General features: G+C 67.4%; 25 protein-coding genes and 1 pseudogene. 12 read left to right on the plus strand and 14 right to left on the minus strand.

The genetic code is table 11. The features are described from left to right. Window positions 1-281: pseudogene (locus ARC20_RS07940) on the plus strand (EF-P beta-lysylation protein EpmB); the annotation flags it as partial. A 267-nt stretch (window positions 282-548) separates the two neighbouring features. Here ARC20_RS07940 and ARC20_RS18285 read toward each other — a convergent pair. The 7 genes from ARC20_RS18285 to ARC20_RS07960 form a co-directional block, all read right to left on the minus strand. Further along, window positions 549-851: a hypothetical protein gene (locus ARC20_RS18285; protein ID WP_146165868.1), complete on the minus strand. Its 303-nt coding sequence runs from the start codon at window positions 849-851 to the stop codon at window positions 549-551. Window positions 852-979: 128 nt separating this feature from the next. Further along, window positions 980-1,390: a lysozyme inhibitor LprI family protein gene (locus tag ARC20_RS18890; RefSeq protein WP_081418094.1), complete on the minus strand. Its 411-nt coding sequence runs from the start codon at window positions 1,388-1,390 to the stop codon at window positions 980-982. A gap of 65 nt (window positions 1,391-1,455) precedes the next feature. Next, a complete protein-coding gene (locus ARC20_RS18290) occupies window positions 1,456-1,653 on the minus strand; it encodes a hypothetical protein (protein WP_146165867.1) in 198 nt (65 codons plus the stop codon). Then, the gene (locus ARC20_RS07945; RefSeq protein ID WP_108143523.1) at window positions 1,631-1,852 is read right to left on the minus strand and encodes a hypothetical protein; all 222 of its coding nucleotides are present in this window, start codon (window positions 1,850-1,852) and stop codon (window positions 1,631-1,633) included. Before ARC20_RS07945 ends, ARC20_RS18290 begins: the two co-directional genes overlap by 23 nt. A gap of 177 nt (window positions 1,853-2,029) precedes the next feature. Further along, window positions 2,030-4,156 (minus strand): putative bifunctional diguanylate cyclase/phosphodiesterase, encoded by a 2,127-nt coding sequence (locus ARC20_RS07950; protein ID WP_057646242.1) that lies wholly within the window; start codon window positions 4,154-4,156, stop codon window positions 2,030-2,032. Continuing rightward, window positions 4,153-5,088, minus strand: a complete 936-nt coding sequence (locus tag ARC20_RS07955; protein ID WP_425478517.1) for a phosphate/phosphite/phosphonate ABC transporter substrate-binding protein — start codon at window positions 5,086-5,088, stop codon at window positions 4,153-4,155. The genes ARC20_RS07950 and ARC20_RS07955 overlap by 4 nt, the downstream gene beginning before the upstream one ends. Before the next feature lie 61 nt (window positions 5,089-5,149). Beyond that, window positions 5,150-5,926: an RNA methyltransferase gene (locus ARC20_RS07960; RefSeq protein WP_057646244.1), complete on the minus strand. Its 777-nt coding sequence runs from the start codon at window positions 5,924-5,926 to the stop codon at window positions 5,150-5,152. Window positions 5,927-6,047: 121 nt separating this feature from the next. On the opposite strand from ARC20_RS07960, the gene ARC20_RS07965 reads away from it, so the two are divergent. Further along, complete coding sequence (locus tag ARC20_RS07965) at window positions 6,048-6,878, plus strand: inositol monophosphatase family protein (protein ID WP_057646245.1); 831 nt, start codon at window positions 6,048-6,050, stop codon at window positions 6,876-6,878. Window positions 6,879-7,042: 164 nt separating this feature from the next. On the opposite strand, the gene ARC20_RS07970 is transcribed toward ARC20_RS07965, so the two are convergent. Beyond that, window positions 7,043-8,191 carry an acyl-CoA dehydrogenase family protein gene (locus tag ARC20_RS07970; RefSeq protein WP_057646246.1) on the minus strand — a complete coding sequence of 383 codons (1,149 nt, stop codon included), beginning with the start codon at window positions 8,189-8,191 and terminating at the stop codon, window positions 7,043-7,045. 123 nt (window positions 8,192-8,314) lie between these two features. On the opposite strand from ARC20_RS07970, the gene ARC20_RS07975 reads away from it, so the two are divergent. The 3 genes from ARC20_RS07975 to metH are packed head-to-tail and all read left to right on the plus strand — an operon-like array spanning window position 8,315 to window position 13,061. After that, a complete protein-coding gene (locus tag ARC20_RS07975; protein WP_057646247.1) occupies window positions 8,315-9,244 on the plus strand; it encodes an ArsR/SmtB family transcription factor in 930 nt (309 codons plus the stop codon). Window positions 9,245-9,257: 13 nt separating this feature from the next. Next, a complete protein-coding gene (locus ARC20_RS07980; RefSeq protein WP_057646248.1) occupies window positions 9,258-10,340 on the plus strand; it encodes a homocysteine S-methyltransferase family protein in 1,083 nt (360 codons plus the stop codon). A 36-nt stretch (window positions 10,341-10,376) separates the two neighbouring features. Further along, the gene (gene metH, locus ARC20_RS07985; protein ID WP_057646249.1) at window positions 10,377-13,061 is read left to right on the plus strand and encodes a methionine synthase; all 2,685 of its coding nucleotides are present in this window, start codon (window positions 10,377-10,379) and stop codon (window positions 13,059-13,061) included. A gap of 8 nt (window positions 13,062-13,069) precedes the next feature. Here the strand turns inward: metH and ARC20_RS07990 are convergent, their stop codons facing one another. The 6 genes from ARC20_RS07990 to ARC20_RS08015 all read right to left on the minus strand — a co-directional run bounded on the left by ARC20_RS07990 (window position 13,070) and on the right by ARC20_RS08015 (window position 17,749). Beyond that, window positions 13,070-13,840, minus strand: coding sequence for a transporter (locus ARC20_RS07990; RefSeq protein WP_081418095.1), 771 nt, complete (start codon window positions 13,838-13,840; stop codon window positions 13,070-13,072). After that, a complete protein-coding gene (locus ARC20_RS07995) occupies window positions 13,797-14,486 on the minus strand; it encodes a DUF2058 domain-containing protein (RefSeq protein ID WP_057646250.1) in 690 nt (229 codons plus the stop codon). Before ARC20_RS07995 ends, ARC20_RS07990 begins: the two co-directional genes overlap by 44 nt. Before the next feature lie 35 nt (window positions 14,487-14,521). Then, entirely contained in the window at window positions 14,522-14,755 is a 234-nt protein-coding gene (locus tag ARC20_RS08000) for a SlyX family protein (protein ID WP_057646251.1), read from the minus strand. Beyond that, a complete protein-coding gene (locus tag ARC20_RS08005) occupies window positions 14,748-16,112 on the minus strand; it encodes a UDP-glucose dehydrogenase family protein (RefSeq protein ID WP_057646252.1) in 1,365 nt (454 codons plus the stop codon). Before ARC20_RS08005 ends, ARC20_RS08000 begins: the two co-directional genes overlap by 8 nt. Before the next feature lie 24 nt (window positions 16,113-16,136). Beyond that, a complete protein-coding gene (locus ARC20_RS08010) occupies window positions 16,137-17,099 on the minus strand; it encodes an FKBP-type peptidyl-prolyl cis-trans isomerase (RefSeq protein ID WP_057646253.1) in 963 nt (320 codons plus the stop codon). Window positions 17,100-17,188: 89 nt separating this feature from the next. Next, a complete protein-coding gene (locus ARC20_RS08015; protein WP_057646254.1) occupies window positions 17,189-17,749 on the minus strand; it encodes a glutathione peroxidase in 561 nt (186 codons plus the stop codon). Window positions 17,750-17,884: 135 nt separating this feature from the next. Between ARC20_RS08015 and ARC20_RS08020 the strand changes: the two genes are divergently transcribed. The 7 genes from ARC20_RS08020 to ARC20_RS08050 all read left to right on the plus strand — a co-directional run bounded on the left by ARC20_RS08020 (window position 17,885) and on the right by ARC20_RS08050 (window position 22,349). Then, a complete protein-coding gene (locus ARC20_RS08020; protein ID WP_057646255.1) occupies window positions 17,885-18,142 on the plus strand; it encodes a hypothetical protein in 258 nt (85 codons plus the stop codon). A 2-nt stretch (window positions 18,143-18,144) separates the two neighbouring features. Then, on the plus strand, window positions 18,145-18,507 hold the full coding sequence (locus tag ARC20_RS08025; RefSeq protein WP_057646256.1) for a GntR family transcriptional regulator: 363 nt from the start codon (window positions 18,145-18,147) through the stop codon (window positions 18,505-18,507). After that, window positions 18,504-19,388, plus strand: a complete 885-nt coding sequence (locus ARC20_RS08030; protein WP_057646257.1) for an ABC transporter ATP-binding protein — start codon at window positions 18,504-18,506, stop codon at window positions 19,386-19,388. Before ARC20_RS08025 ends, ARC20_RS08030 begins: the two co-directional genes overlap by 4 nt. Continuing rightward, entirely contained in the window at window positions 19,385-20,359 is a 975-nt protein-coding gene (locus ARC20_RS08035) for a hypothetical protein (protein WP_057646258.1), read from the plus strand. The genes ARC20_RS08030 and ARC20_RS08035 overlap by 4 nt, the downstream gene beginning before the upstream one ends. A gap of 33 nt (window positions 20,360-20,392) precedes the next feature. After that, window positions 20,393-21,220, plus strand: coding sequence for a DUF4097 family beta strand repeat-containing protein (locus ARC20_RS08040; RefSeq protein WP_057646259.1), 828 nt, complete (start codon window positions 20,393-20,395; stop codon window positions 21,218-21,220). A gap of 3 nt (window positions 21,221-21,223) precedes the next feature. Beyond that, on the plus strand, window positions 21,224-21,826 hold the full coding sequence (locus ARC20_RS08045; RefSeq protein WP_057646260.1) for a DUF2884 family protein: 603 nt from the start codon (window positions 21,224-21,226) through the stop codon (window positions 21,824-21,826). Window positions 21,827-21,923: 97 nt separating this feature from the next. Then, window positions 21,924-22,349 (plus strand): hypothetical protein, encoded by a 426-nt coding sequence (locus ARC20_RS08050; protein ID WP_057646261.1) that lies wholly within the window; start codon window positions 21,924-21,926, stop codon window positions 22,347-22,349. Window positions 22,350-22,567 lie beyond the last annotated feature (218 nt).

Raw genomic sequence — 22,567 nt, forward strand, 5'->3', positions numbered from 1 at the left:
TGCGCGCGGCGGGCGCGCAGCTGTTGAACCAGGCGGTGCTGCTGCGCGGGGTCAACGACGACGTGGACACGCTGGCGGCGCTCAGCGAGCGCAGCTTCGCGGCAGGCGTGCTGCCGTACTACCTCCACCAGCTGGACCGCGTGGCCGGCGTGGCGCATTACGAAGTGGACGATGCCCGCGCCAAGGCCTTGCATGCCGAACTGGCGGCACGCCTGTCGGGCTACCTGGTGCCGAAGCTGGTGCGCGAGATCCAGGGCGATACGGGCAAGCGGCCGCTTTAAGCAGGTTGCGGCCACTCACCATATTTATCAAAGACTTATCACACCCTGCATTTCGTGCCGGAGACGCGTGAGCGGTCGCAGACACAGGAGCTCGTGGTGAATTTTCCCCGAGCCTGACCCGACGGCGCCGATGAACATGGCTTCTGATCTGCTCGATGACGGAAGCAGGCTCGCTACTCCGGCCAGGTCAATGACCGCCTCGGCAGCAAAGCGGACGTCCCAGAGCCGTCAGAACCAGGCAGAACTGCTGGCAGAGTCAAAAGTAGTTCACGCTCGGCGACGGTCGCGCTCATTTTTCCGCTGCCATGCCTCAAGAACGGTCACTTTCCGCTTCGGCACCAGAATCATGGCAATGCCAACCGAAACGAAGGCAAGAACGCCGAGTACGGCAGCAATGCATATCAAGGCCAAGAAAAATGGGACGAATGCCATGCCCATAGATACAATCATGAAGTCATGAAATTCTTTGTTAGGGGGCTTGGGCAGAAGTTGAGATATCCATAGCACCAAAGGGCAGAATATAACCAGCGAAACTGCTGCTCTGGCCAGGTAGCGGGTGACTTCTTTCATTGTCTAATGCCTGGATTGGCCACGCAGCGGCGCGGCGTCGGCTTGCGAGCATTCTTGTGCGTGAATACATCCAAAAATGTCCACTTCTAGCCGAAGCGGACGGCGATCTGACCCTCCCAAAGACGGGCCTAAATTTTCCTGACAGGACAACCGTTACCGGTGCATTCCGCGTAGGCCTCTAAATCACGAAGGCGCTTCTCAGCCAAATCAATTCTGCAAGAATAAGTCACGAACGGATAGAAGCTTCCCTCTTCGCCGAATCCGGAAGCCTCGTAGAGACACGAAGCGTCCCTGAAAGCCACCCATGCCAGCTGCGCCCTCTGCAGAGGTATCGGGTCTTCCAGACTGGAAAGTAATCCTTCGTAGGCATGGTCTACGCGACTTTCGACCTGCTTGTACTCCCTGTAAATGCACAGATTCATGTCCTGCTGACCACCCGTGGCGCAGCGCTCCTTGTGCGGCTTTGCGAAATCCCAGGCCTCGGACGCACACGTTGGCCACGAGGCAATTAGGAATAGCAAAAGCAACCACCTGATCACTCTTAACCTCCTGTCTCTCTAAAAGTCGTCCTGGACGAAACGGCATGCCGCGGAATTCCTGCAACCTATTTGACCTCGCATTGCTGCTCAGCGTAAGCATCGTGCCAGTCAAATCCCTTGGACGTGCGGAAGACCGCCTCGGCATGGCGGCCCGCAGGCCTCACCGCGATCGAGGTCAGCACGCGCTCATCCAGTAACTTCCAGTTGAAGTTGGCGGAGTCCTTCAAAACCGCAGTTCCGTCAATTGTCAGGCTGGAAATCATCAACACCCCTGAGCCGCGTCCTGCGCCGCGCTCCTGCGGACCATGGTTGCTCCGGCGCCCCAATCGTCGTTGCCTCGTCGTCGGTCAGCGCGATGGGAAGCAACGCAAAGCCTTTCCCGTGCGACGAACAATAGGTAGCGGCGCCGAGCTCGACCCAGTCGGCACGCGCAACGAAGGCGAGGCAAAGGAGCGCGGCCATGACCAAGAATCGTTGCATGTTCCTTCTCGTGCACGTGGTAGGCGGTCGCATCCCCTTCTCCCGATGCCCGCCATGGGTCGGAAGCGGCCCGTAGCGCGAACCAGCTCACCAGGGAGCCCGGCGGCAGCATCGAGCCACGGCTCCGCGATTGACAGCCGCGCATCACCCCAGCCGCTGCTACGCCATCCCGCCCAGCATCCGCACCAGGTCCATCGAACTGACCGGGCGGCTGAACCAGTAACCCTGCCCCAGGTCGCACTTGCGGTCGCGCAGCAGCTGGTACTGCACCTCATGCTCGATGCCCTCGGCCACCACGGTGATGCCCAGCGAATGCGCCATCGCGATGATCGCGGTGGTCAGGGCCAGGTCGTCCGGGTCGCGCTGCAAATCGGCCACGAAGCTCTTGTCGATCTTCACCCCGTCCACCGGCACCTGGCGCAGGTGGCTCAGGCCCGAGAAGCCGGTGCCGAAATCGTCCAGCCACACCTTCACGCCCATGCGGTGCAGCTTGTCGAGCAGGCTGGCGGCGAGCATCTCGTCGCCAATCACCGCCGTCTCGGTCAGTTCCAGGTGCAGCCGCGACGGCGGCAGGCCGGATTCGCGCAGGCAGCGCGCCACGGTGTCGGCCATCTCGCCGCTGCGCAGCTGGCGCGGCGAGACGTTGACCGAGACGAACAGCGGCACCGCGCCCGGCGGCATCGGCCACTGGATCGCGTCCAGGCAGGCCGCGCGCAGCACCTTCGGACCGATCACCTCGATCAGCCCGCTCTGCTCGGCCACTTCGATGAACACCGACGGCGGAATCGCGCCCAGTGCCGGGTGCTGCCAGCGCAGCAGCACTTCCACGCCGACCATCTGGCGGTCGGAGGTGCGGTAGATCGGCTGGTAGACCAGGCGCAGCTCGCCGCGCTCCCACGCGCCGCGCAGCTCGTGCTCCATGTGCACGCGGCGCTCGACCGCGTGGTCCATGGCCCGGTTGTAGGAACGGTGGCAGTTCTTGCCGGCCACCTTGGCCTGGTACATCGCGATGTCGCCGTTCTTCAGCAGCGCGGTAGCGTCGCGCGCGTCGTCCGGGAACAGGGTGATGCCGATGGAGGTGCCGAGGAACACCTCGCGCCCTTCCACCATCAGCGGCTTGCCGAGGTCCTCGACCAGCCGGTCGGCCAGCCGCAGCGCCACTTCGCGCACGTCGCCCGCCTGCACCAGGATCACGAACTCGTCGCCGCCGAAACGCGCCAGCAGCGCCTCGTCGCCACCCAGCTCCTCCACCGCCACGCGGATGCGCGCGGAGAACTGCAGCAGCGCCTCGTCGCCGGCCTCGTGGCCGAGGGTGTCGTTGACCCGCTTGAAGTCGTCCATGTCGGCGAACAGCAGCGCCAGCTGGCGGCCCGAATTGCGCGCGGCCAGCAGCTGGTGGTCGAGATTCTCGCGGAACGCCAGGCGGTTGGTGAGGCCGGTCAGCGCATCGGTATAGGCCATGTGCCGCACTTCGCGGTCGTGTCGGGCGATGCTCTCGCTCATCCGGCCGAAGGCGCGGATCAGCTCGCCGACCTCGTCGTTGCGCACGCTGCTGCGGCGCTCCACCGCGTAGTCGCCGGCCTCGATCTGCCGCGCGGCCTGTGCCAGCCAGCGGATAGGCCCGACCAGCGTGCGCTGGATGTAGATCGCCACCACCGTGGCGATCACCGCCAACCCGGCCAGCAGCAGCATCAGCCAACCCAGGTCGCGCTTGCCGACCTCGGCCAGGCGCTCCAGCAGGGTCTCGTTGGCGCCGGATTCGAGCTGACGCACGCGGCCCAGCGACATGCCCACGCGTACGCCGCCGATCTTCTCCGGGCCCATCATCACCGGCATGGTCACGTCGAGCACGTCGGGGGACCACTGCATCAGCAGCTTCTGCGTGCCGATCGCCTGCGCGGCCAGCGGGTCCTGCATCTGCTGCCCATAGCCGGTGATATCCACCGACCCGTCGTGGATCAGCCGGCCCTCGCGGTCGAACACGCGCACGTAGCTGACCACCTGCTGGCGCGAGGTGTTGCGCACCAGCGCGCCGACCTGGTCCAGGTCCGAGTAATACAGCGGGTTGACCAGCGAATCGGCCAGTTCGGTGGCCAACGCCTCGCCGCGCGAACGCAGGCTGCGGTCGAACAGGTCGTGGATGATCGCCCCGCTGAGCGTGCGCACCTCGGCCTGCATGCGGGTCTGGCGTTGCAGCAGCAGCAACAGGATGGCGACCACCAGCGCGAACGCCAGGCCCATCACGATGAGGAAGCGGGCCTGCAGCCCGAAACGTACGCGATTCATTCGACCTGCATCCGCACGCGCTGCAATCCTTCGCGAAGGGCGTCCAGCTCGCGCTGCGAAGCCGGATCGACGGGATAGAAACCGGAAGTACCGAAGAACTTGTGCAGCGCCGGGGCGGCCTGCGGGTCGGAGGCCGCCTGCAGCAGCACCTCGCGCAGGCGCCGCGCCACGGCGGGCGAGAGGTCGCCACGCACCATCTCCACCGCGCGCGGGATCGGCGGGGTGGTGTAGAGGATGCGGAAATCGTGCTTGAACGTGGGCGGCAGGTGGCGCTCGTCGTTCCAGTCCAGGTTGGAGAACGCCCCGGCGGTAACCAGGCGCTTGTGCACGTAGGCCGCGATGTTCGACTCCGAACGCGCGAACACGTAGCCCACCGCGTCGGGTGCGGGTTCGTCCTTCGGGCCGAGCAGGATTTCCGGGCGCAGGCCGTTCTGCAGCAGGGTCAGCACCGGTACCAGGTAGGAACTCGTGGACAGCGTGCTCTGCAGCGCCAGCGAATGCCCCGGCAGCTGGTCCAGCCGCTGTACCGGGCCGTCGCGGCGCACGAAGAACACCGTGCTGTATTCGCGCACGCCGTTGCGTTCGGTGAGCAGCAGCGGACGGGCGCCGCTGCGCTGCTGCAGCAGCATCGCGGTGCCGGCGGTTTCGGTGACCCAATCCACCCGGCCGCGGCGCAGGTAGCTGGCCATGCGCTGGGCGTCGGGCGCCATCAGGATGCGCCCCTCGCGGATGCCCACGTCGCGCATGCGCGGCACGACGTAGTCGAGCAGCGGTTTCAATTGTTCGTAATGGACCTTCGGGTCGTCACTGATGCGCCCCAGCACCAGTTCCCCGGCGGGTTCGGCGGCGGCGGCGTTGAACGTTGCCCCGGCGACCAGCAACCCACAGGTGACCCACAGCCATCGCCAACCCGGCCAGCGTGAAGCACTCAACCGACACCCCCCAAGCGTTCGGCCAAGCCTAGCCGAAAGCGTGACGCATGCAACAGTAAAGTCAGCCCGGATCGCGCCGGGCCAGCATCGCCATGCGCTGGGCGTCGGACAGGATGCCGCGCAGCAGGCGAACCTCCTGCTCGGTCAGCGAGGCCCGCAGGAACAGCCGGCGCAGCTTGCGCATGGCCGAGTCGGGCGAGCGGCCCTTGTGGAAATCGATTTCGTCCAGCGTGTCGCCCAGCTGGCCGAACAGCCCTTCCATCTGCGCATGGCTGGCCACGCCTTCGCGGAAGCCCTGCTCCGTCGCCGGTGCAGTGGCCGCCTGCCCGGCCTCCAGCAGCGCCAGGCGCATTTCATAGGCCAGCACCTGCACCGCCGCGGCCAGGTTGAGCGAGCTGAATTCGGGATCGGACGGGATGTGCACCGCCACGTGGCACAGCTGCAGCTCTTCGTTGGTCAGGCCGGTGCGCTCGCGGCCGAACACCACGGCCACCTCGGCCGGGGTGGCGGCGTGGGCCACCGCGCGGGACGCGGCATCGGCCGGCAGCAGCTCCTCCAGTTGCACCCGGCGCGAGCGTGCCGTGCAGCCCAGCACCAGGGTGCAGTCGGCCACGGCTTCGGCGAGCGTGGCGTGGATGGGCGCGCCTTCGAGCAGGTCTTCGGCACCGGCCGAGCGGCGGAAGGCCTCGTCGTCGGGGGTCTTTTCCGGCGCCACCAGCACCAGGCGGCCCAGGCCCATGGTCTTCATCGCGCGGGCGGCCGCGCCGATGTTGCCGGGGTGCTGGGTGCCGACGAGGACGAAACGGATCGAGGGGGAAGTGGGCGCGACGGGCTGCATGAACGGGCTATTGAGGAGCGGATCAGCCGCAGATGGTAAACTGCGCGACGGCCTCGAAGCCGAACCGCTCTTTCCCCCCGCCAGTTCCGCCCCTTCTTCTGCCTTCACGGGAGCCTTCGCCATGCAGAAACCCGCCGTCACCGTCATGGTCAAGGCCGCACGCCTCGCCGGCAACGTCCTGTTGCGCAACATCAACAAGCTCGAGGCGCTGAACGTCGTGCAGAAGGGCCGCATGGACTATGCCAGCGAAGTGGACGCGGACGCGGAGAAGGTGATCGTCAAGGAACTCAAGCGCGCCTACCCGGAATACGGCGTCCTCGGTGAAGAGGGCGGCGTGCAGGGCAAGAGCGGCCGCTACATGTGGGTGATCGACCCGCTGGACGGCACCAGCAACTACCTGCGCGGCTTCCCGCACTACTGCGTCTCCATCGCCCTGGTGGAAAACGGCGAGCCGCTCGACGCGGTGATCTTCGACCCGCTGCGCAACGAGCTGTTCACCGCCAGCCGCGGTGCCGGCGCGGTGCTCAACGACCGCCGCATCCGCGTCACCGACCGCAAGGATCTCGAAGGCGCCATGATCCACACCGGCTTCCCGCCGCGCGAGCGTGCCCGCGCCAGCAGCCAGCTCAAGTGCGTGGACACCCTGCTGACCCAGGCCGAGGACATCCGCCGCACCGGTTCGGCCGCGCTGGACCTGGCCTACGTCGCCTGCGGCCGTGCGGACGCCTACTTCGAAGCCGGCGTGAAGGCCTGGGACATCGCCGCCGGCGTGCTGCTGGTGCGCGAGGCCGGTGGCCGCGTGTGCGACTTCAAGGGCGCCACCCCGGCCCGCATGGACGACAAGGGCCCGGACGCGCGCCAGCTGGTGGCGGGCAACATCAAGGTGAGCGAGGCCCTGCAGAAGGTCATCGTCAACACCGGCTACGCCGCCGAATTCGACGCCAAGTTCTAAGCCGAAACGCACGATGCAAAAAAGCCGCCCCGAGGGCGGCTTTTTTGTTTTCCCAACCCCACCGCAGCCGAAGCCCCGCCGTCCGTTCCGGTCGAGTGGATCCACCGGGCGCCGCGCGACGACCCCGAACAGCCGCGCTCCGAGCCCGAGCCTCAGCCCGAGCCTCAGCGCAACCCAGTCTCGGCCCGCGCAATCACCAACCGCTGGATCTCCGAAGTCCCCTCATAGATCTCGGTGATCTTCGCATCGCGGAAATACCGCTCCAGCGGCATTTCCTTCGAGTACCCCATGCCGCCGTGGATCTGCACGGCCTGGTGGGTGATCCACATCGCCGCCTCGGACGCCGTGAGCTTGGCCACCGCCGCCTCGGTGCCGAACTTCTGGCCCTTGGACTTCAGCCAAGCCGCCCGCAGCGTCAGCAGCAGCGCCGCATCGAGCTTGCACTTCATGTCGGCGATCTTGGCCTGGGTCATCTGGAACGTGCCGATGGCCGCCCCGAACGCCTGCCGTTCGCGCGCATATTCCAGCGTCGCCTCGTAGGCGGCCCGCGCGATGCCGATCGCCTGCGAGGCGATGCCGATGCGCCCGGCATCCAGCACGCCCATCGCGATCTTGAAGCCCTCGCCTTCCGAGCCGACCACGTCCTCCGGCTGCGCCACGTAATCGGCGAACTCGATCTCGCACGTCGCCGACGCGCGGATACCCAGCTTCGGCTCCGTCTTGCCGCGGCCGAAGCCCGGCTTGTCCGTATCGACCATGAAGGCGGTGATGCCACGCGCGCCCTGCTCCGGCGCCGTCATCGCGAACAGGATGATGTACCTGGCCACCGGGCCGGAGGTGATCCAGCTCTTCTTGCCGTTGATCAGGTAGGTGCCATCGGCCTGCTTCACCGCACGGCAGCGCATCGCCGACGCATCCGAACCGGACTGCGGCTCGGTCAGCGCGAACGCGCCGATCTGGCTGCCGTCGGCGATCGCCCGCACGTACTTCTGCTTCTGCGCCTCGCTGCCGTTCTTCAGGATGCCGGTGCAGAACAGCGAATTGTTCACCGACATGATCGTCGAATGCGCCGCATCGCCCGCCGCGATCTCGATCATCGCCAGCACGTAGGACACCGGATCCATGCCCGCGCCGCCGTATTCCTCCGGCACCTCGATGCCCATCAGCCCGTTCTCGCCGAGCAGGCGGATGTTTTCCAGCGGGAACTCGCCAGTGCGGTCGAAATGCTCGGCGCTCGGCGCGATCTTCTCCTGGGCGATCCGGCGCGCGACGTCCTGGATCATCAATTGTTCTTCGGTAAAGCTGAAATCCACGTCCGAACCCTCCGGGGGCGCAATGTCGGCCCCATTGTAGCGCCAACCATTCGCAGGCGTATGTAGGTTGACCCGCCCCGGTCTGGCCCTAAAATATCTCGCTATCGAGATATAGAGATATTTATGGACCTGGAAGACTGGTCGACCCGCCTGAAGGTCTTTGCCGACGCCACCCGCGTGCGCCTGCTGGCCCTCCTGGAACAGGAGGAACTGACCGTGGCCGAGCTGTCCGGGATCACCCGGCTGGCCCAGCCGCGCGTGTCCACCCACCTGGCCAAGCTGAAGGAGGCCGGCCTGGTGCGCGACCGCCGCGCCGGCGTCTCGGCCTACTACCGCTTCGACGAGGCGGCGCTGGACCCGGCCCAGCGCGCCCTGTGGCAGGCGCTGAGCAACGGCAGCGACGACCCGCTGCTGCGCCAGGACGCCGAGCGCGTGGCCGGCGTGCTGGCCATGCGCGCCGCCGACCAGAACTGGGCGGATTCGGTGGCCGGCGACATGGAACGCCACTATTCCCCCGGGCGCACCTGGGAAGCCCTGGCGCGCAGTGCCCTGCCGCTGCTGGAAACCGGCGACGTGCTGGACATTGCTTCCGGCGACGGCGTGCTGGCCGAACTGGTCGCCCCGCATGCCCAGCGCTACGTCTGCATCGACACCAGCGCCCGCGTGGTCGCCGCCGCCAGCGAACGCCTGCGCCGGCTGGCGAACGTGGAAGTGCGCGAGGGCGACATGCACGCCCTGCCGTTTGCCGAACGCAGCTTCGACCTGGTCGTGCTGATGCACGCACTCACCTACGCGGCCAAGCCGGCGCAGGCGGTGGCCGAGGCCGCGCGTGTGCTGCGTCCGGGTGGCCGCCTGCTGCTGTGCAGCCTGGCCAAGCACGAACACCGCGCCGCGGTGGAGGCCTACGGCCACGTCAACCTCGGTTTCAGCGCGAAGGAACTGCGCAAGTTCGTCGAGAAGGCCGGGCTGGAAGTGTCCAGCCTGGAGACGGTGACGCGCGAGAAGCGCCCGCCGCATTTCGAGGTGATCTCGCTGATCGCCGCCAAGCCCTGACCCGGAGTCGCGCATGAGCTTCACCCTGCCCTGGCTGCACCCCGACCGCGCCGAAAAGCTGGCCCAGGCCCTGCGCGAGCGCATCCTGATCATCGACGGCGCGATGGGCACGATGATCCAGCGCCACCACCTGGAAGAAGGCGACTACCGCGGCGAGCGCTTCGCCGATGGCTACGACCACGCGCACGTCCATGGCGAAGCCTGCGGCCACGACCTCAAGGGCAACAACGACCTGCTGCTGCTCACCCGCCCGGACGTGATCGCCGGCATCCACACCGCCTATCTCGAAGCCGGCGCGGACCTGCTCGAAACCAACACCTTCAACGCCACCTCGGTGAGCCAGGCCGACTACCACCTCGAACACCTGGTCTACGAGTTGAACAAGGCCGGCGCCGCACTGGCCCGCCAGTGCTGCGACGCCGTCGAGGCGATCACGCCGGACAAGCCGCGTTTCGTCATCGGCGTGCTCGGCCCGACCAGCCGCACCGCCTCCATCAGCCCGGACGTCAACGACCCCGGCCATCGCAACACCAGCTTCGACGAATTGCGCGCGACCTACCGCGAGGCCATCGAAGGGCTGATCGACGGCGGCGCCGACACGCTGATGGTCGAGACCATCTTCGACACGCTCAACGCCAAGGCCGCGCTGTTCGCCATCGAGGAAGTATTCGACGCGCGCGGCGGCCGGCTGCCGATCATGATCTCCGGCACCATCACCGATGCCTCCGGGCGCACGCTCTCCGGGCAGACCGCCGAGGCGTTCTACGCTTCGGTCTCGCACAGCCGCCCGTTGTCGGTGGGCCTGAACTGCGCGCTCGGCGCGCGCGACCTGCGCCCGCACGTGGAAACCCTCTCCACCGTGGCGAACAGCTACGTCAGCGCGCACCCCAACGCCGGCCTGCCCAACGCCTTCGGCGAATACGACGAAACGCCCGAGGAAATGGCCGCCACGCTGCACGAATTCGCCACCGCCGGCCTGCTCAACCTCGTCGGCGGCTGCTGCGGCACCACGCCGGCGCATATCCGCGCGATCGCCGAGGCGGTGCGCGGCCTGCCGCCGCGCCGCCTGCCGGCCGAACTCGAACTTGCGGCCTGACCGCCCCCCCCGCCTTACGCCAGGACGCCCCACGCGATGCCCCTAGCCCGTCATACCCGCCTGTCCGGCCTGGAACCGCTGGTCATCACCCCGGACCTGCTGTTCGTCAACGTCGGCGAGCGCACCAACGTCACCGGCAGCGCGCAGTTCCGCAAGCTGGTGAAGGAAGAGCGCTACGAGGAAGCGGTGGACGTTGCCCGCCAGCAGGTCGCCAACGGCGCGCAGATCCTCGACGTCAACATGGACGAGGGGCTGATCGATTCCGAGAAGGCGATGACCCGCTTCCTCAACCTGATCATGTCCGAGCCGGACATCGCGCGCATCCCGGTGATGGTCGATTCCTCCAAGTGGAGCGTGATCGAGGCCGGGCTGAAGTGCCTGCAGGGCAAGAGCGTGGTCAACTCGATCTCGCTCAAGGAAGGCGAAGCGCTGTTCATCGAGCACGCGCGCAAGGTGCTGCGCTATGGCGCCGCCGCGGTGGTGATGGCCTTCGATGAAACCGGCCAGGCCGACACCTGCGAACGCAAGGTGGAGATCTGCACGCGCGCGTACCGCATCCTCACCGAGCAGGTCGGCTTCCCGCCCGAAGACATCATCTTCGACCCGAACATCTTCGCCGTCGCCACCGGCATCGAGGAGCACGACAACTACGCGGTGGACTTCATCGAGGCCACCCGCATCATCAAGCGCACGCTGCCGCACTGCCATGTGTCCGGCGGCGTGTCGAACGTGTCGTTCTCCTTCCGCGGCAACGAGCCGGTGCGGCAGGCGATCCATTCGGTGTTCCTCTACCACGCCATCGCCGCGGGCATGGACATGGGCATCGTCAACGCCGGCGCCATGCCGATCTACGACGAGCTGGAGCCGGACCTGCGCGAGCGCGTCGAGGACGTGGTGCTCAACCGCCGCAAGGACGCCACCGAACGCCTGCTGGAAATCGCCGAGCGCTACAAGGGCAAGAAGGGCGCCAGCAAGGAAGAAGACCTCGCCTGGCGCGGCAAGCCGGTGGCTGATCGCCTGGCGCATGCGCTGGTGCACGGCATCGATGCGTTCGTGGAGGAAGACACCGAGCTGGCCCGGCAAGCCGCCGCGCGCCCGCTGGAAGTGATCGAAGGCCCGCTGATGGCCGGCATGAACGTGGTCGGCGACCTGTTCGGCGCCGGCAAGATGTTCCTGCCGCAGGTGGTGAAGTCGGCGCGGGTGATGAAGCGCGCCGTCGCCTACCTGCTGCCCTTCATCGAGGAGGAGAAGGCCGCCGGCGGCGAAGGCAGCCGCTCCAACGGCAAGATCATCATGGCCACGGTGAAGGGCGACGTGCACGACATCGGCAAGAACATCGTCGGCGTGGTGCTCGCCTGCAACAACTTCGAGGTGGTCGACTTGGGCGTGATGGTGCCGGCGCAGACCATCCTGGACCGGGCCCGCGAGGAGAACGCCGATCTGATCGGGCTCTCCGGGTTGATCACGCCGTCGCTGGAAGAGATGTCGCACGTGGCGCGCGAGCTGGAGCGGCAGAAGTTCGAGATTCCGCTGCTGATCGGCGGCGCGACGACCTCGCGCGCGCACACCGCGCTGAAGATCGACCCGCATTATCACGCGCCGACGATCTGGGTGAAGGACGCCTCGCGCGCGGTGGGCGTGGCGCAATCGCTGATCTCGCGCGAGCTGCGCGGCGCGTTCGTCGCCGCCAACGACACCGACTACGCCGAGATCCGCCAGCGCCACCGCAACCGCGGCGACGCCAAGCGGCTCGTCTCGCTGCAGCATGCGCGCGGCCAGCGCTTCGACGGGGGCTGGGCGGACTACGCGCCGCCCGCGCCGAAGCAGCCGGGCCTGCATGTGTTCGATGACTACCCGCTGGAGGAACTGGTCGCGGCCATCGACTGGACGCCGTTCTTCCAGGCCTGGGAATTGGCCGGCAAGTACCCGGCGATCCTCACCGACGAGATCGTCGGCACCCAGGCCAGCGAGCTGTACCGCGACGCACGCGCGATGCTGAAGCAGATCGTCGGGGAGAAATGGCTCACCGCCAAGGCGGTGTTCGGCCTGTGGCCGGCAAACAGCGTGGGCGATGACGTGGAAGTGCGCGCAGGCGACGCACCGACCACCCTGCACTTCCTGCGCCAGCAGGTCGACAAGCCGGTGGACCGCCCGGATTTCTGCCTGGCCGATTTCATCGCCCCGCGCGAAAGCGGGCGCGAGGACTGGATCGGCGCGTTCGCGGTGACCGCCGGCATCGGCATCGAGCCGCATGTCGCGCGCTTCGAAGCCGCGCACGACGACTACAACGCGATCCTGCTCAAGGCCCTGGCCGACCGCCTGGCCGAAGCCCTGGCCGAGCGCCTGCACCAGCGCGTGCGCAAGGAATTCTGGGGCTACGCGGGCGACGAGACGCTGGACAACGAGGCGCTGATCGACGAGCAGTACCGCGGCATCCGACCGGCGCCGGGGTATCCGGCCTGCCCCGAGCACAGCGAGAAGCAGACGATCTTCGCGCTGCTGGACGCCACCGCGAACGCGGACATGACGCTGACGGAGAGCTTCGCGATGCTGCCGACGGCGGCGGTGTCGGGCTACTACTTCAGCCATCCGCGCAGCCAGTATTTCGTGGTGGGGCGGCTGTCGCGCGAGCAGGTGGCCGACTACGCGCGGCGCAAGGGCGTGGAGCTGGCGCAGGCCGAGCGCTGGCTGGCCTCGAACCTGGATTACGATCCCGAGTAAGCGCGGCGCTACAGCGCGAACGAAATCCCCAGCCCTGCCTGCCAATCCGTGCTGCCCGCGTCCAGCCCGCGCAGCAGCGAAGCATCCAGCTGCACCTTGGGACGCAGGTGCCAGGCCACGCCGCCGCCCAGCTGCCGCTCGTGCTCGGCGCCGCCGGCAAAGCCGGCTTCGACGTACGTCATCCAGCGTCCATCGTCATGCAGCGTGTAGTTGGGCGACACCATCCAGCTCGTGCCGTCACTGCCGCGCCCGACATCCAGGTACAGCCCCACGCCGCGCCCCTGCGGCAGCGACCACGCCAAACTCATGCCCACGTCGCGCGCCGCGCCTTCGCTGAAGGCCGCACGCCCGGTGCCGGCGCTGTAGGTCCCCAGCAGCGCCCAGGCGAAATCGTCATTCGAGGAAGGCAGCGCCCACTTCAGCGCGAGCTGGCTGTCGCCGCCTCCGTGCGCGCGCGGGTCGCCGTGCTGCCAGACGTAGCTGTCCACGGCCACCTGAAGCTCCAGGCGCGCGCCGAGGCCCAGCCGCAAGCGGCTGTCCAGCGTGTATTGCCCGGTGGTCGCACCGCCGCTGTCGTCGCGGCTGTAGTCCGGAAGCCCCTGCTCCCAGGCGAACTGCCCGGGCGCGAGCACGTCCGTGCCGAACGCGATGCCCGGCCGGTCGAAGGCGATATCGTCGTCCGCCCAGGCGGCCAGGGGCGCGAACAGCGCCCCCGCCAACACCAGGCCAGCGGCTTTACCAGACGAGATCGTCAGGCACCTGGAACTTGGGATCGGCATACGGATCTTCCTCGGCCGGCGCATTCGGATCGACCTTCAGCGCCAACGCGGCGGGGAAGATCGCCTCGGCCTGCGCCAGCACTTCAGCGGTGACCAGCACATAGCGGCCATTGAGCTGCAGCACGCCCAGCTCGCCGGCGTTGAGCGCCTTGAGCTGTTCGGCATCCACGTACACGCGCTTGATCTTGCCGCCATAGGAGAAGTGGCGGGCGATATCGGCCTCGGCCTTGTTGAGCGCCTTGTCCTTGAGCAGTTCTTCGAGCCTGGCGCGCGCCTCGCGGCGCAGGCGGGCTTCTTCCTGCTTCAGCCGCTCGGCCTCGATGCGGTCGTCCTTCTCGCGCTGCGCGCGGATGGCGTACGCCTTGGCCAGGTCGATGTCCTCGCGCGAACGCGCCGGCTTGTTGCCCGGCTGGCCGCCGCGCGCGTGCGCGCCGTGCGGCTTGTTCGCGGGCTTGCCGCCCTGCCCGGGCTTGCCCTGCCCTTGACCCTGGCCCTGCCCGGGCTTTCCGGCGCCGGGGCGGCCCGCATGCGCGGGTTTGCCTCCCTGCGGACGGCGCGCGTCGGGGCGGGATTCGGGCTTGCGCTCGGGTTTGGGCGCGGGCTTGAAGCCCAGGCCCAGCAGCTGGTCGCGGAGGCTGTCGGTCATGACAAGGAAATCTACGGCAGGAGTCGGACGGTCACTCAGTAATGCGGCGGCGGCGGTTCATCCGCCGGGTCCGCATTGAGCGCATTGCGCACCCGCCCGAGATCCTCGAGCAGGTGGCGGAGCAGTTCGGCGTTGCGCGCACCGGTCATGCGCGCATCGGCGAGGGCATCGTTGAGTTCGGCGAGCGCCTGTTCCTGGAAGGACAGGCGCATCTCCAGCTCGACCAGGCGCGCTTCGAGCGCCGGGTCTTGTGGCACGGGGTCATGCATCGAAAGGGTTTCCCCGCACCGAGCGACCGCGCCCGATGGCGTAGTAGGCCAGGCCCGCGGCTTCGATGTCGACCGGTTCGTACAGGTTGCGCCCGTCGAACACCACGTCGTCCTTCAGCGCGGCCTTGATGCGGCCGAAATCCGGGCTGCGGAACTGCTTCCACTCGGTCACCACGACCAGCGCGTCGGCGCCTTCCAGCGCGGCGTCGGCGTTGTCGCAGAAACGCAGGTCGTCGCGTTCGCCGAAGATGCGCTGCGCCTCGTGCGTGGCTTCCGGATCAAACGCCTGCACCCTGGCGCCGGCGTCCCACAGTTGCTGCAGCAGGCGGCGGCTGGAGGCCTCGCGCATGTCGTCGGTGTTGGGCTTGAACGCCAGGCCCCACACCGCGAAGGTCTTGCCGGCCACGCCTTCGTCCTCGCCGCGGTCGTAATGACGCTGGATCAGTTCGAACAGGTGGCCCTTCTGGCCGTTGTTCACCGCCTCCACCGCGTTGAGCAGCTGCGGCTCGTGGCCGTACTGCTGCGCGGTGCGGGCCAGCGCCTGCACGTCCTTGGGGAAGCACGAGCCGCCGTAACCGGCGCCCGGGTAGATGAAGTGCCAGCCGATGCGCGGGTCCGAACCGATGCCCTTGCGCACCTGCTCGACATCCGCGCCGACGCGCTCGGCGATGTTGGCGATCTCGTTCATGAAACTGATCTTGGTCGCCAGCATGGCGTTGGCCGCGTACTTGGTCAGCTCGGCCGAACGCACGTCCATTTCGACGATGCGGTCGCGGTTGCGGTTGAACGGCGCGTACAGGCGACGCATGCGCGACACCGCGGCCGGGCGCGTGGCGCCGATCACGATGCGGTCCGGGCGCATGCAGTCGGCGACGGCGTCGCCTTCCTTGAGGAATTCCGGGTTGGAGACGACGTCGAAGTCGTGGTCCACGCCACGCGCTTGCAGTTCTTCGCTGATCGCCGCGCGCACCTTGTCCGCCGTGCCGACCGGCACGGTCGACTTGTTCACCACCACCGCCGGCCCATCGACATGACGGCCGATGGTGCGGGCCACCGCCAGCACGTACTTGAGGTCGGCGCTGCCGTCTTCGTCCGGCGGCGTGCCGACGGCGATGAACAGCACTTCGCCGTGGGCGATCGCCGAGGCCGCGTCCGTGGTGAAACGCAGGCGGCCTGCAGCGTGGTTGGCCTTGACCATCGGTTCAAGGCCGGGCTCGTAGATCGGGATCACCCCGCGGTTGAGACCTTCCACCTTGGCCTGGTCGATATCGACGCAGACCACGTGATGTCCTACTTCAGCCAGACAGGTACCGGTGACGAGACCGACATAGCCGGTACCGAAGATCGCAACGCGCATGGAGGGGGGGTCTCCGTGGGGGGATTACGGCAGAATACCCAGCAATTCGACGTCAAACGTCAAAGTTGCGTCAGGACCGATGCCCCCCTGCGGCATGCCTTCCGGACCGTACGCGAGGTTGGAAGGAATCCAGAAGCGGTACTTCGAACCGGTCGGCATCAGCGAGACGCCCTCGCTCCAGCCCTTGATCACCTGGTTCAGGCCGAACTCCACCGGCTCGCCGCGCGCGTAGGAGCTGTCGAAGACGTGGCCGTCGAGCAGCTTGCCTTCGTAGTTCACGCGCACCTTGCTGGTCGAGGTCGGACGCTCGCCGCTGCCCTGGCGCAGCACCATGTACTGCAGGCCCGACGCGGTGGTGACCACGCCCTTCTCGTTCTTGTTCTTGGCCAGGAACGCATTGCCCTGCTCGCGGTTCTTGCCCGAGGCGGCGGCCTGCTTGGCGGTACCGAACGCCTGCAGCGTGGCCTGCGCTTCCTGCGGGGTCAGCGCGGTCTGGCCCTTGCTCAGCGAAGCCTGCAGGCCCTGGATCAGCACCGGCAGGTTGATGTCTTCCTGGATGCGCAGCAGCGACGGGCCGACCATGCGGTCGCCCAGCATCAGGCCGACGTTCTGCTTGTTCACCGCCGGCGGCTGGCTGCCCGGCGCCAGGCCCGGCACCTGCTGGCCATTGCGCGCGGCAAGGGTGACGCGCAGCGCGGCGTCGGTGGCCTGCGCCTGCTCGTCGCCCAGCAGCGGCTGGCCGCCCTTGAATGCGTTCTCGACGGCGCGCTGCAGGGCAGCGGTGTCGACGTAATCGGCGATCGGCTCGAACGAGCGCGCGATGTCCATGCCGATGGCGTAACTGACTTTGTCTTTCTCAGAGGTCAAAACGGACTTCTCCTTGGCTGCCGCGGGGGTCGCGGCCGGTTGCTGCGACATCGCCGGCGCCGAAGCCGCCATTGCCACGATCATCAGCGACGCTGCCGCGCCGCGCATTCCCATCTTCATTCGCTGCAAATCCTAAGGATGTGTTGTTGGACGCCGGCGCCGGCGCGAGGGGCCGGTATTGTGGCACGCACCGGGCGCATCGGCCTATGTCAGCGGGTGGCGGGCGCCTTGAGTTCGCGCTCGATCGCCGCGACCAGCGCCGGGTCGTCGGGCTTGATCTTGCTGGGGAACTGCGCGACCACGCGGCCATCCCGCGCGATCAGGTACTTGTGGAAATTCCAGCCCGGCGCCACGCCGGTGGCCGTGGTCAGGCGCTGGTACAGCGGGGTGGCCTCGGCGCCGAGCACGTGCACCTTCTCGAACATCGGGAACTTCACCCCGTAGGTCAGCGTGCAGAACTCCTGGATCTGCTGCTCGCTGCCGGGCTCCTGGCCCTTGAAGTCGTTGGACGGGAAACCGAGCACCGAAAAGCCCTGCCCGGCGAAACGCTTGTTCAGCGCCTCCAGCCCTTCGTACTGCGGTGTATAGCCACACTTGCTGGCCGTATTCACCACCAGCAGCACCTGGCCGCCGTAGGTCTTGTTCAGATTGACGGGGGTCTTGCCAGTCAGCGGACGGTAGTCCAGGTCCAGCAGGGCCGGCGCCGCGGCAGCCGCCACGCCGCTCATGACGGCGATAAAACCGAGGAAAAACAGCTTCTTGAACGACATGAACGAGGCTCCTGGCACGCGGCGGGGGCGGATTCATGCCCCTGCCATTGGTTGGGTATGACAGTGGCTTGACGCGCTGCGTGTTGGTGTTATAGTTACATACAACACCAGCCACCCAACGCAGGGGGAACCACAATGAACAGCAAGCTTCTCAGCAGATCGGTTCCGTTGTTGCTCCTGCTTTCCGGCTCCGCCGTCCTGGCGGCCGGCCGGCTGGAACCCGCACCCGGAATGGTCAAGGACACCGGCGCCGATTATGGCGTCTCGGCGGCGGCAGAGGAAAACGCTTCGACCCCCACGCAGGAAGAAGCCCCCCGCGCCGCGCGGCGGGCCCGCACCTCGTTGTCGATGCCCTATTTCTCCTTCGCGCAGGCCCTGCGTCCCCGGAGCTGAACATGAGCGACATCACGTGGAGCGACGGCGCTCCCATCTACCGCCAGCTGAAGGATCGCGTCATCGCGATGATGCTGGACGGGATCATCAAGCCGGGCGATGCCCTGCCCTCGGTCCGCCAGGTGGCCGCCGAGTACCAGCTGAACCCGATCACCGTTTCGCGCGCCTACCAGGAGCTGGCCGACGAGGCCCTGGTCGAGAAGCGCCGCGGGCTGGGGATGTTCATGACCGAGGAGGCGGCCCGCAAACTGCGCGGCAGCGAGCGCGACCGCTTCCTCAACGAAGAATGGCCGGCCGTGATGGAGCGCATCCAGCGGCTGGGACTGTCATTGGAAGAACTGTTGTCTTCGGGGAAAACGCCATGAATGCCGTCGTGCCAGAGAGCAGCCTCAACGTCGTGAACGCCCAGGGCCTGCGCAAGGCCTATCGCAACAAGCTGGCGCTGGACAACACGTCCTTCAGCGTCGGCGCCGGCCGCATCGTGGGGCTGATCGGCCCCAACGGCGCCGGCAAGACCACCGCGCTGAAGGCCATCCTCGGCCTGACCGGCTTCGAGGGCCAGCTGAAGGTGCTGGGCCTGGACCCGCGCCAGAGCCGCGACGCCCTGATGAACGATGTCTGCTTCATCGCCGACGTGGCGGTGCTGCCGCGCTGGCTGCGCGTCGGCGAGGCGATCGACTTCGTCGCCGGCGTGCACCCGCGCTTCGACCGCGCCAAGTGCGAGCGCTTCCTGGCCAACACCCAGCTCAATCCGAAGCTGCGGGTGCGCGAACTGTCCAAGGGCATGATCGTGCAGCTGCACCTGGCGCTGGTGATGGCCATCGACGCCCGCCTGCTGGTGCTCGACGAACCCACCCTGGGCCTGGACATCCTCTACCGCAAGCAGTTCTACCAGCGCCTGCTGGAGGACTACTTCGACGAGGAGAAGACCATCCTCATCACCACCCACCAGGTGGAAGAGATCGAGCACATCCTCACCGACGTGCTGTTCATCCGCGACGGCCGCATCGTGCTCAGCGCCGACATGGAGCACCTGTCGGACCGCTACACCGAAGTGCTGGTGTCTGCCGACGCGCTGGCCGAGGCCCGCGCCCTGGGCGCCATCGACGAACGCAGCCTGCCGTTCGGCAAGACCGTGCTGCTGTTCGACGGCAAGCCCAAGGCGCAGCTGGCCACCCTCGGCGAAACCCGCAACCCCGGCCTGGCCGACCTGTTCGTCGCCATCATGAAGGGAACCTACGCATGAACACCGCTCCTACCCATCATGTGACCCAGGCCCGCAAGTTCGGCTGGCTGCTCAAGCGCGAATTCTGGGAGCACCGTGGCGGCTTCCTGTGGGCGCCGGTGATCACCGGCTCGATCGTGGTGCTGCTGTACGGGCTGCTGGCGGTGATCGGCTCGATCGCCGGGCGCAACTACAACGGCGGCTTCAACCTGGACGAAGGCCCGCAGAAGGTCCACGAGATCGTCGGCGCCTTCGGCGACGGCGTGCTGCTGGCCGGCATCCTGCTGGTCTGCGTGGTGCTGGCCTTCGTGGTGTTCTTCTACTCGCTGGGCGCCCTGTACGACGACCGCCGCGACCGCAGCGTGCTGTTCTGGAAGTCGCTGCCGCTCTCCGACACGCAGACCGTGCTCTCCAAGGCCGCCTGGGCGCTGGTGCTGGCACCGGTCGTCGCGCTGCTGGTCGGGCTGGCCATCGGCCTGGCGCTGTGGGTGATCACCGGGTTGACCGTCACCGTCAACGGCCTGCCGGCGGGCGGCGCGGTGTTCACCCACTCGCACCCGCTGCGCATCGTCGGCACCGCGCTGGGCACCCTGCCCCTCTACGTGGCCTGGGCGCTGCCCACCGTGGGCTGGCTGATGTTCTGCTCGGCGTGGTCGCGCACCAAGCCGTTCCTGTGGGCGGTGCTGATCCCGATCCTGGCCTGCGTGATCGTCAGCATGATGGACATCCTGCCGGGCCTGCACATCCGCCACGACATCCTCTGGTACATCGTGGTCTACCGCGGCCTGCTGAGCGTGGCGCCGGGCACCTGGTACGTGCTGGTCGACACCCCGAAGGGCGAGCTCAACACCCCGGACGAACTGGCCCGCGTGTTCGACCTGAGCGATGGCTGGCACGTGTTCACGACCCCGGACCTGTGGATCGGCGTGGTGGTCGGCGTGGCGCTGATCGTCGGGGCCATCTACATGCGCCGCTGGCGCGACGAGAACTGATCGATCCATCCGCATTCCAGGAGAGGAACATCCATGCGCATGACCCTTGCTTTCTGCACGATGCTGCTGGTGCTGCCGGCCGTCGCGCAGGCCGACGAACCGCAGTGCAAGGCCAGCGAGCCGCGCGAGCTCAAGCTCGACCTGGCTGGCGTGAAGAGCGTGCTGTTCGAGGTGAACCACCACGACCTGCACATCCAGGGCGGCCCGGGCACGGCCGGCAACCTCACCGGCCGCGCCTGCGCCTCGAGCCCGGAGCGGCTCAAGCAGCTCACCGTCACCCAGCGCAAGTCCGGTGACCAGCTCATCGTCACCCTGGCACGCAAGGCGGACGGTTTCTGGATCGGCAACACCTACGCCTACCTGGACATCCACGCGGCCATTCCGGCCACGCTGCCGGTGCGCCTGGACGTGGGCTCGGGCGATGCGGACGTCAACGGCATCGCCTCGCTGGTGGTGGACACCGGCTCGGGCGACGTGAAGGGCCGCGACATCAAGGGCGCGGTGACGGCCAAGGCCGGCTCGGGCGACATCCAGCTCGAACGCATCGGCGCGCTCAACCTGACCTCGATCGGCTCGGGTGATTTCCGCGCCACGCAGGTCAACGGCGGCGCCGAGGTCGGCGTGGTCGGCTCGGGCGACCTGGACCTGGTCGAGGTGGCCGGCAACGTGCACGTCGGCTCGGTGGGTTCGGGCGACGTGGACGTGCGCAACACCAAGGGCAGCGTGACGGTGGATTCGATCGGCTCGGGCGACCTGACGGTGCGCGACGTGGCCGGCGACCTCACGGTGAAGCGCAAGGGCAGCGGCGACGTGAACCACAGCGGCGTGCGCGGCAAGACCAGCGTGCCGAAGGAGGACTGAGCCATGCGAACGCCTTTCCTTTCCCGCACCCTGCTCGCCGTTGCGATGGCCGGCGTGCTGTTGCCGCTGGCCGGTTGCGGCCGTGACCCTCATGCCGATACCGCCGCCACCGCGAGCACCGACGCCACGCCGCCGGACGCCGGCAAGCGCGACAAGGTGGTGAGCTTCAACGGCGGCGTCACCTTCGACGGCGACCAGGTGACGCTGCGCCGCGACACCCTGCCCGATGCGGTGATCACGCCCGGCGGTGACCTGGTCCTCGGCGGCAAGACGGTGACCACCACCGATGCGCAGCGCCAGGCGATGACGACGTATCGCAAGGCGTTGCAGGGCATGGTCCAGCAGGGCATCGAGGTCGGCAAGGCGGGCGCGCAGCTGGGCGCACAGGCCGCGACCGAGGCGATCAAGGGACTCTTCAGCGGCGATACCGACCAGATCGAGGCGAAGGTCGAGGCCAAGACGGAGGGCATCAAGGCCGCCGCGGCCAAGCTGTGCGACCACCTGGAAACGATGCGCGTGGCGCAGGATGCGGCGGTGGCGCTGGTGCCCGAGTTCAAGCCTTACGGCGGGCTCGAGCAGAAAGACGTGACCGATTGTCGCAAGTAAAGCGTGTGTGGTTGGGCCGGCCTGCTTTCGGGTGGGCCGGCTTTTGCCGGGCGCGGCGTAGAATGGGCGGGGTTCTCCCCCTGGATGGTCGCGTTCGATGAAGAAGCTCTTTCTTGCCGCGCTGGCGGTGCTGATGTGTGCGAGCCTGGTGGCCTGCGAGAAGCAATCGGCGGCGCGCGCCGAGCGCTCCAAGCCGCGGGTGTCGGTGACGACCCAGTCCGTGCAGATTCGCCGCGCGCCGGCACCCAATGCCGATATCACGCCCGAGGGGCGGTTGCGCATCGACGATATCGAAGTGCCGTTGCCCGACGACCAACGCATGCTGTTGCAGCAGCTGTTCGGGCAGTTGCAGATGGTGCGGCAGGAGACGCTCGCTTCCGCGCCGGCGGATCCGAATAACCGCGGGGTCAAGCTGCAGTCCAATGCGCAGATCGATGCCTTGCGGGATCAGGCGTTTGCCGAGATCGCTACGCTCAAGCCTTATCGGGATAGTTTCGGGAATATCTCTGGCGAGAGGCGGTAAGGGGTTTTTTTTGTGGGGCGGCCTGTGGCCGCCCTTTTTGTTTGTGCGGCTTATTGGGGTTGGTTGGCCTTCGATGTGGATCGGCTGTTCCTGGATCGCGCGCGGTCTACGGGGAGGGCGCCCTTTCGGGACACGCCGTGAACCCATCCATGGGGGCTCGTCGGCGACATCCATGTCGCCAACGGTCCCGAAAGGGCGCCCTCCCCGCAGACCCTCCA

It is taken from the genome of Stenotrophomonas panacihumi, from assembly GCF_001431645.1.
GTDB lineage: Bacteria > Pseudomonadota > Gammaproteobacteria > Xanthomonadales > Xanthomonadaceae > Stenotrophomonas_A > Stenotrophomonas_A panacihumi.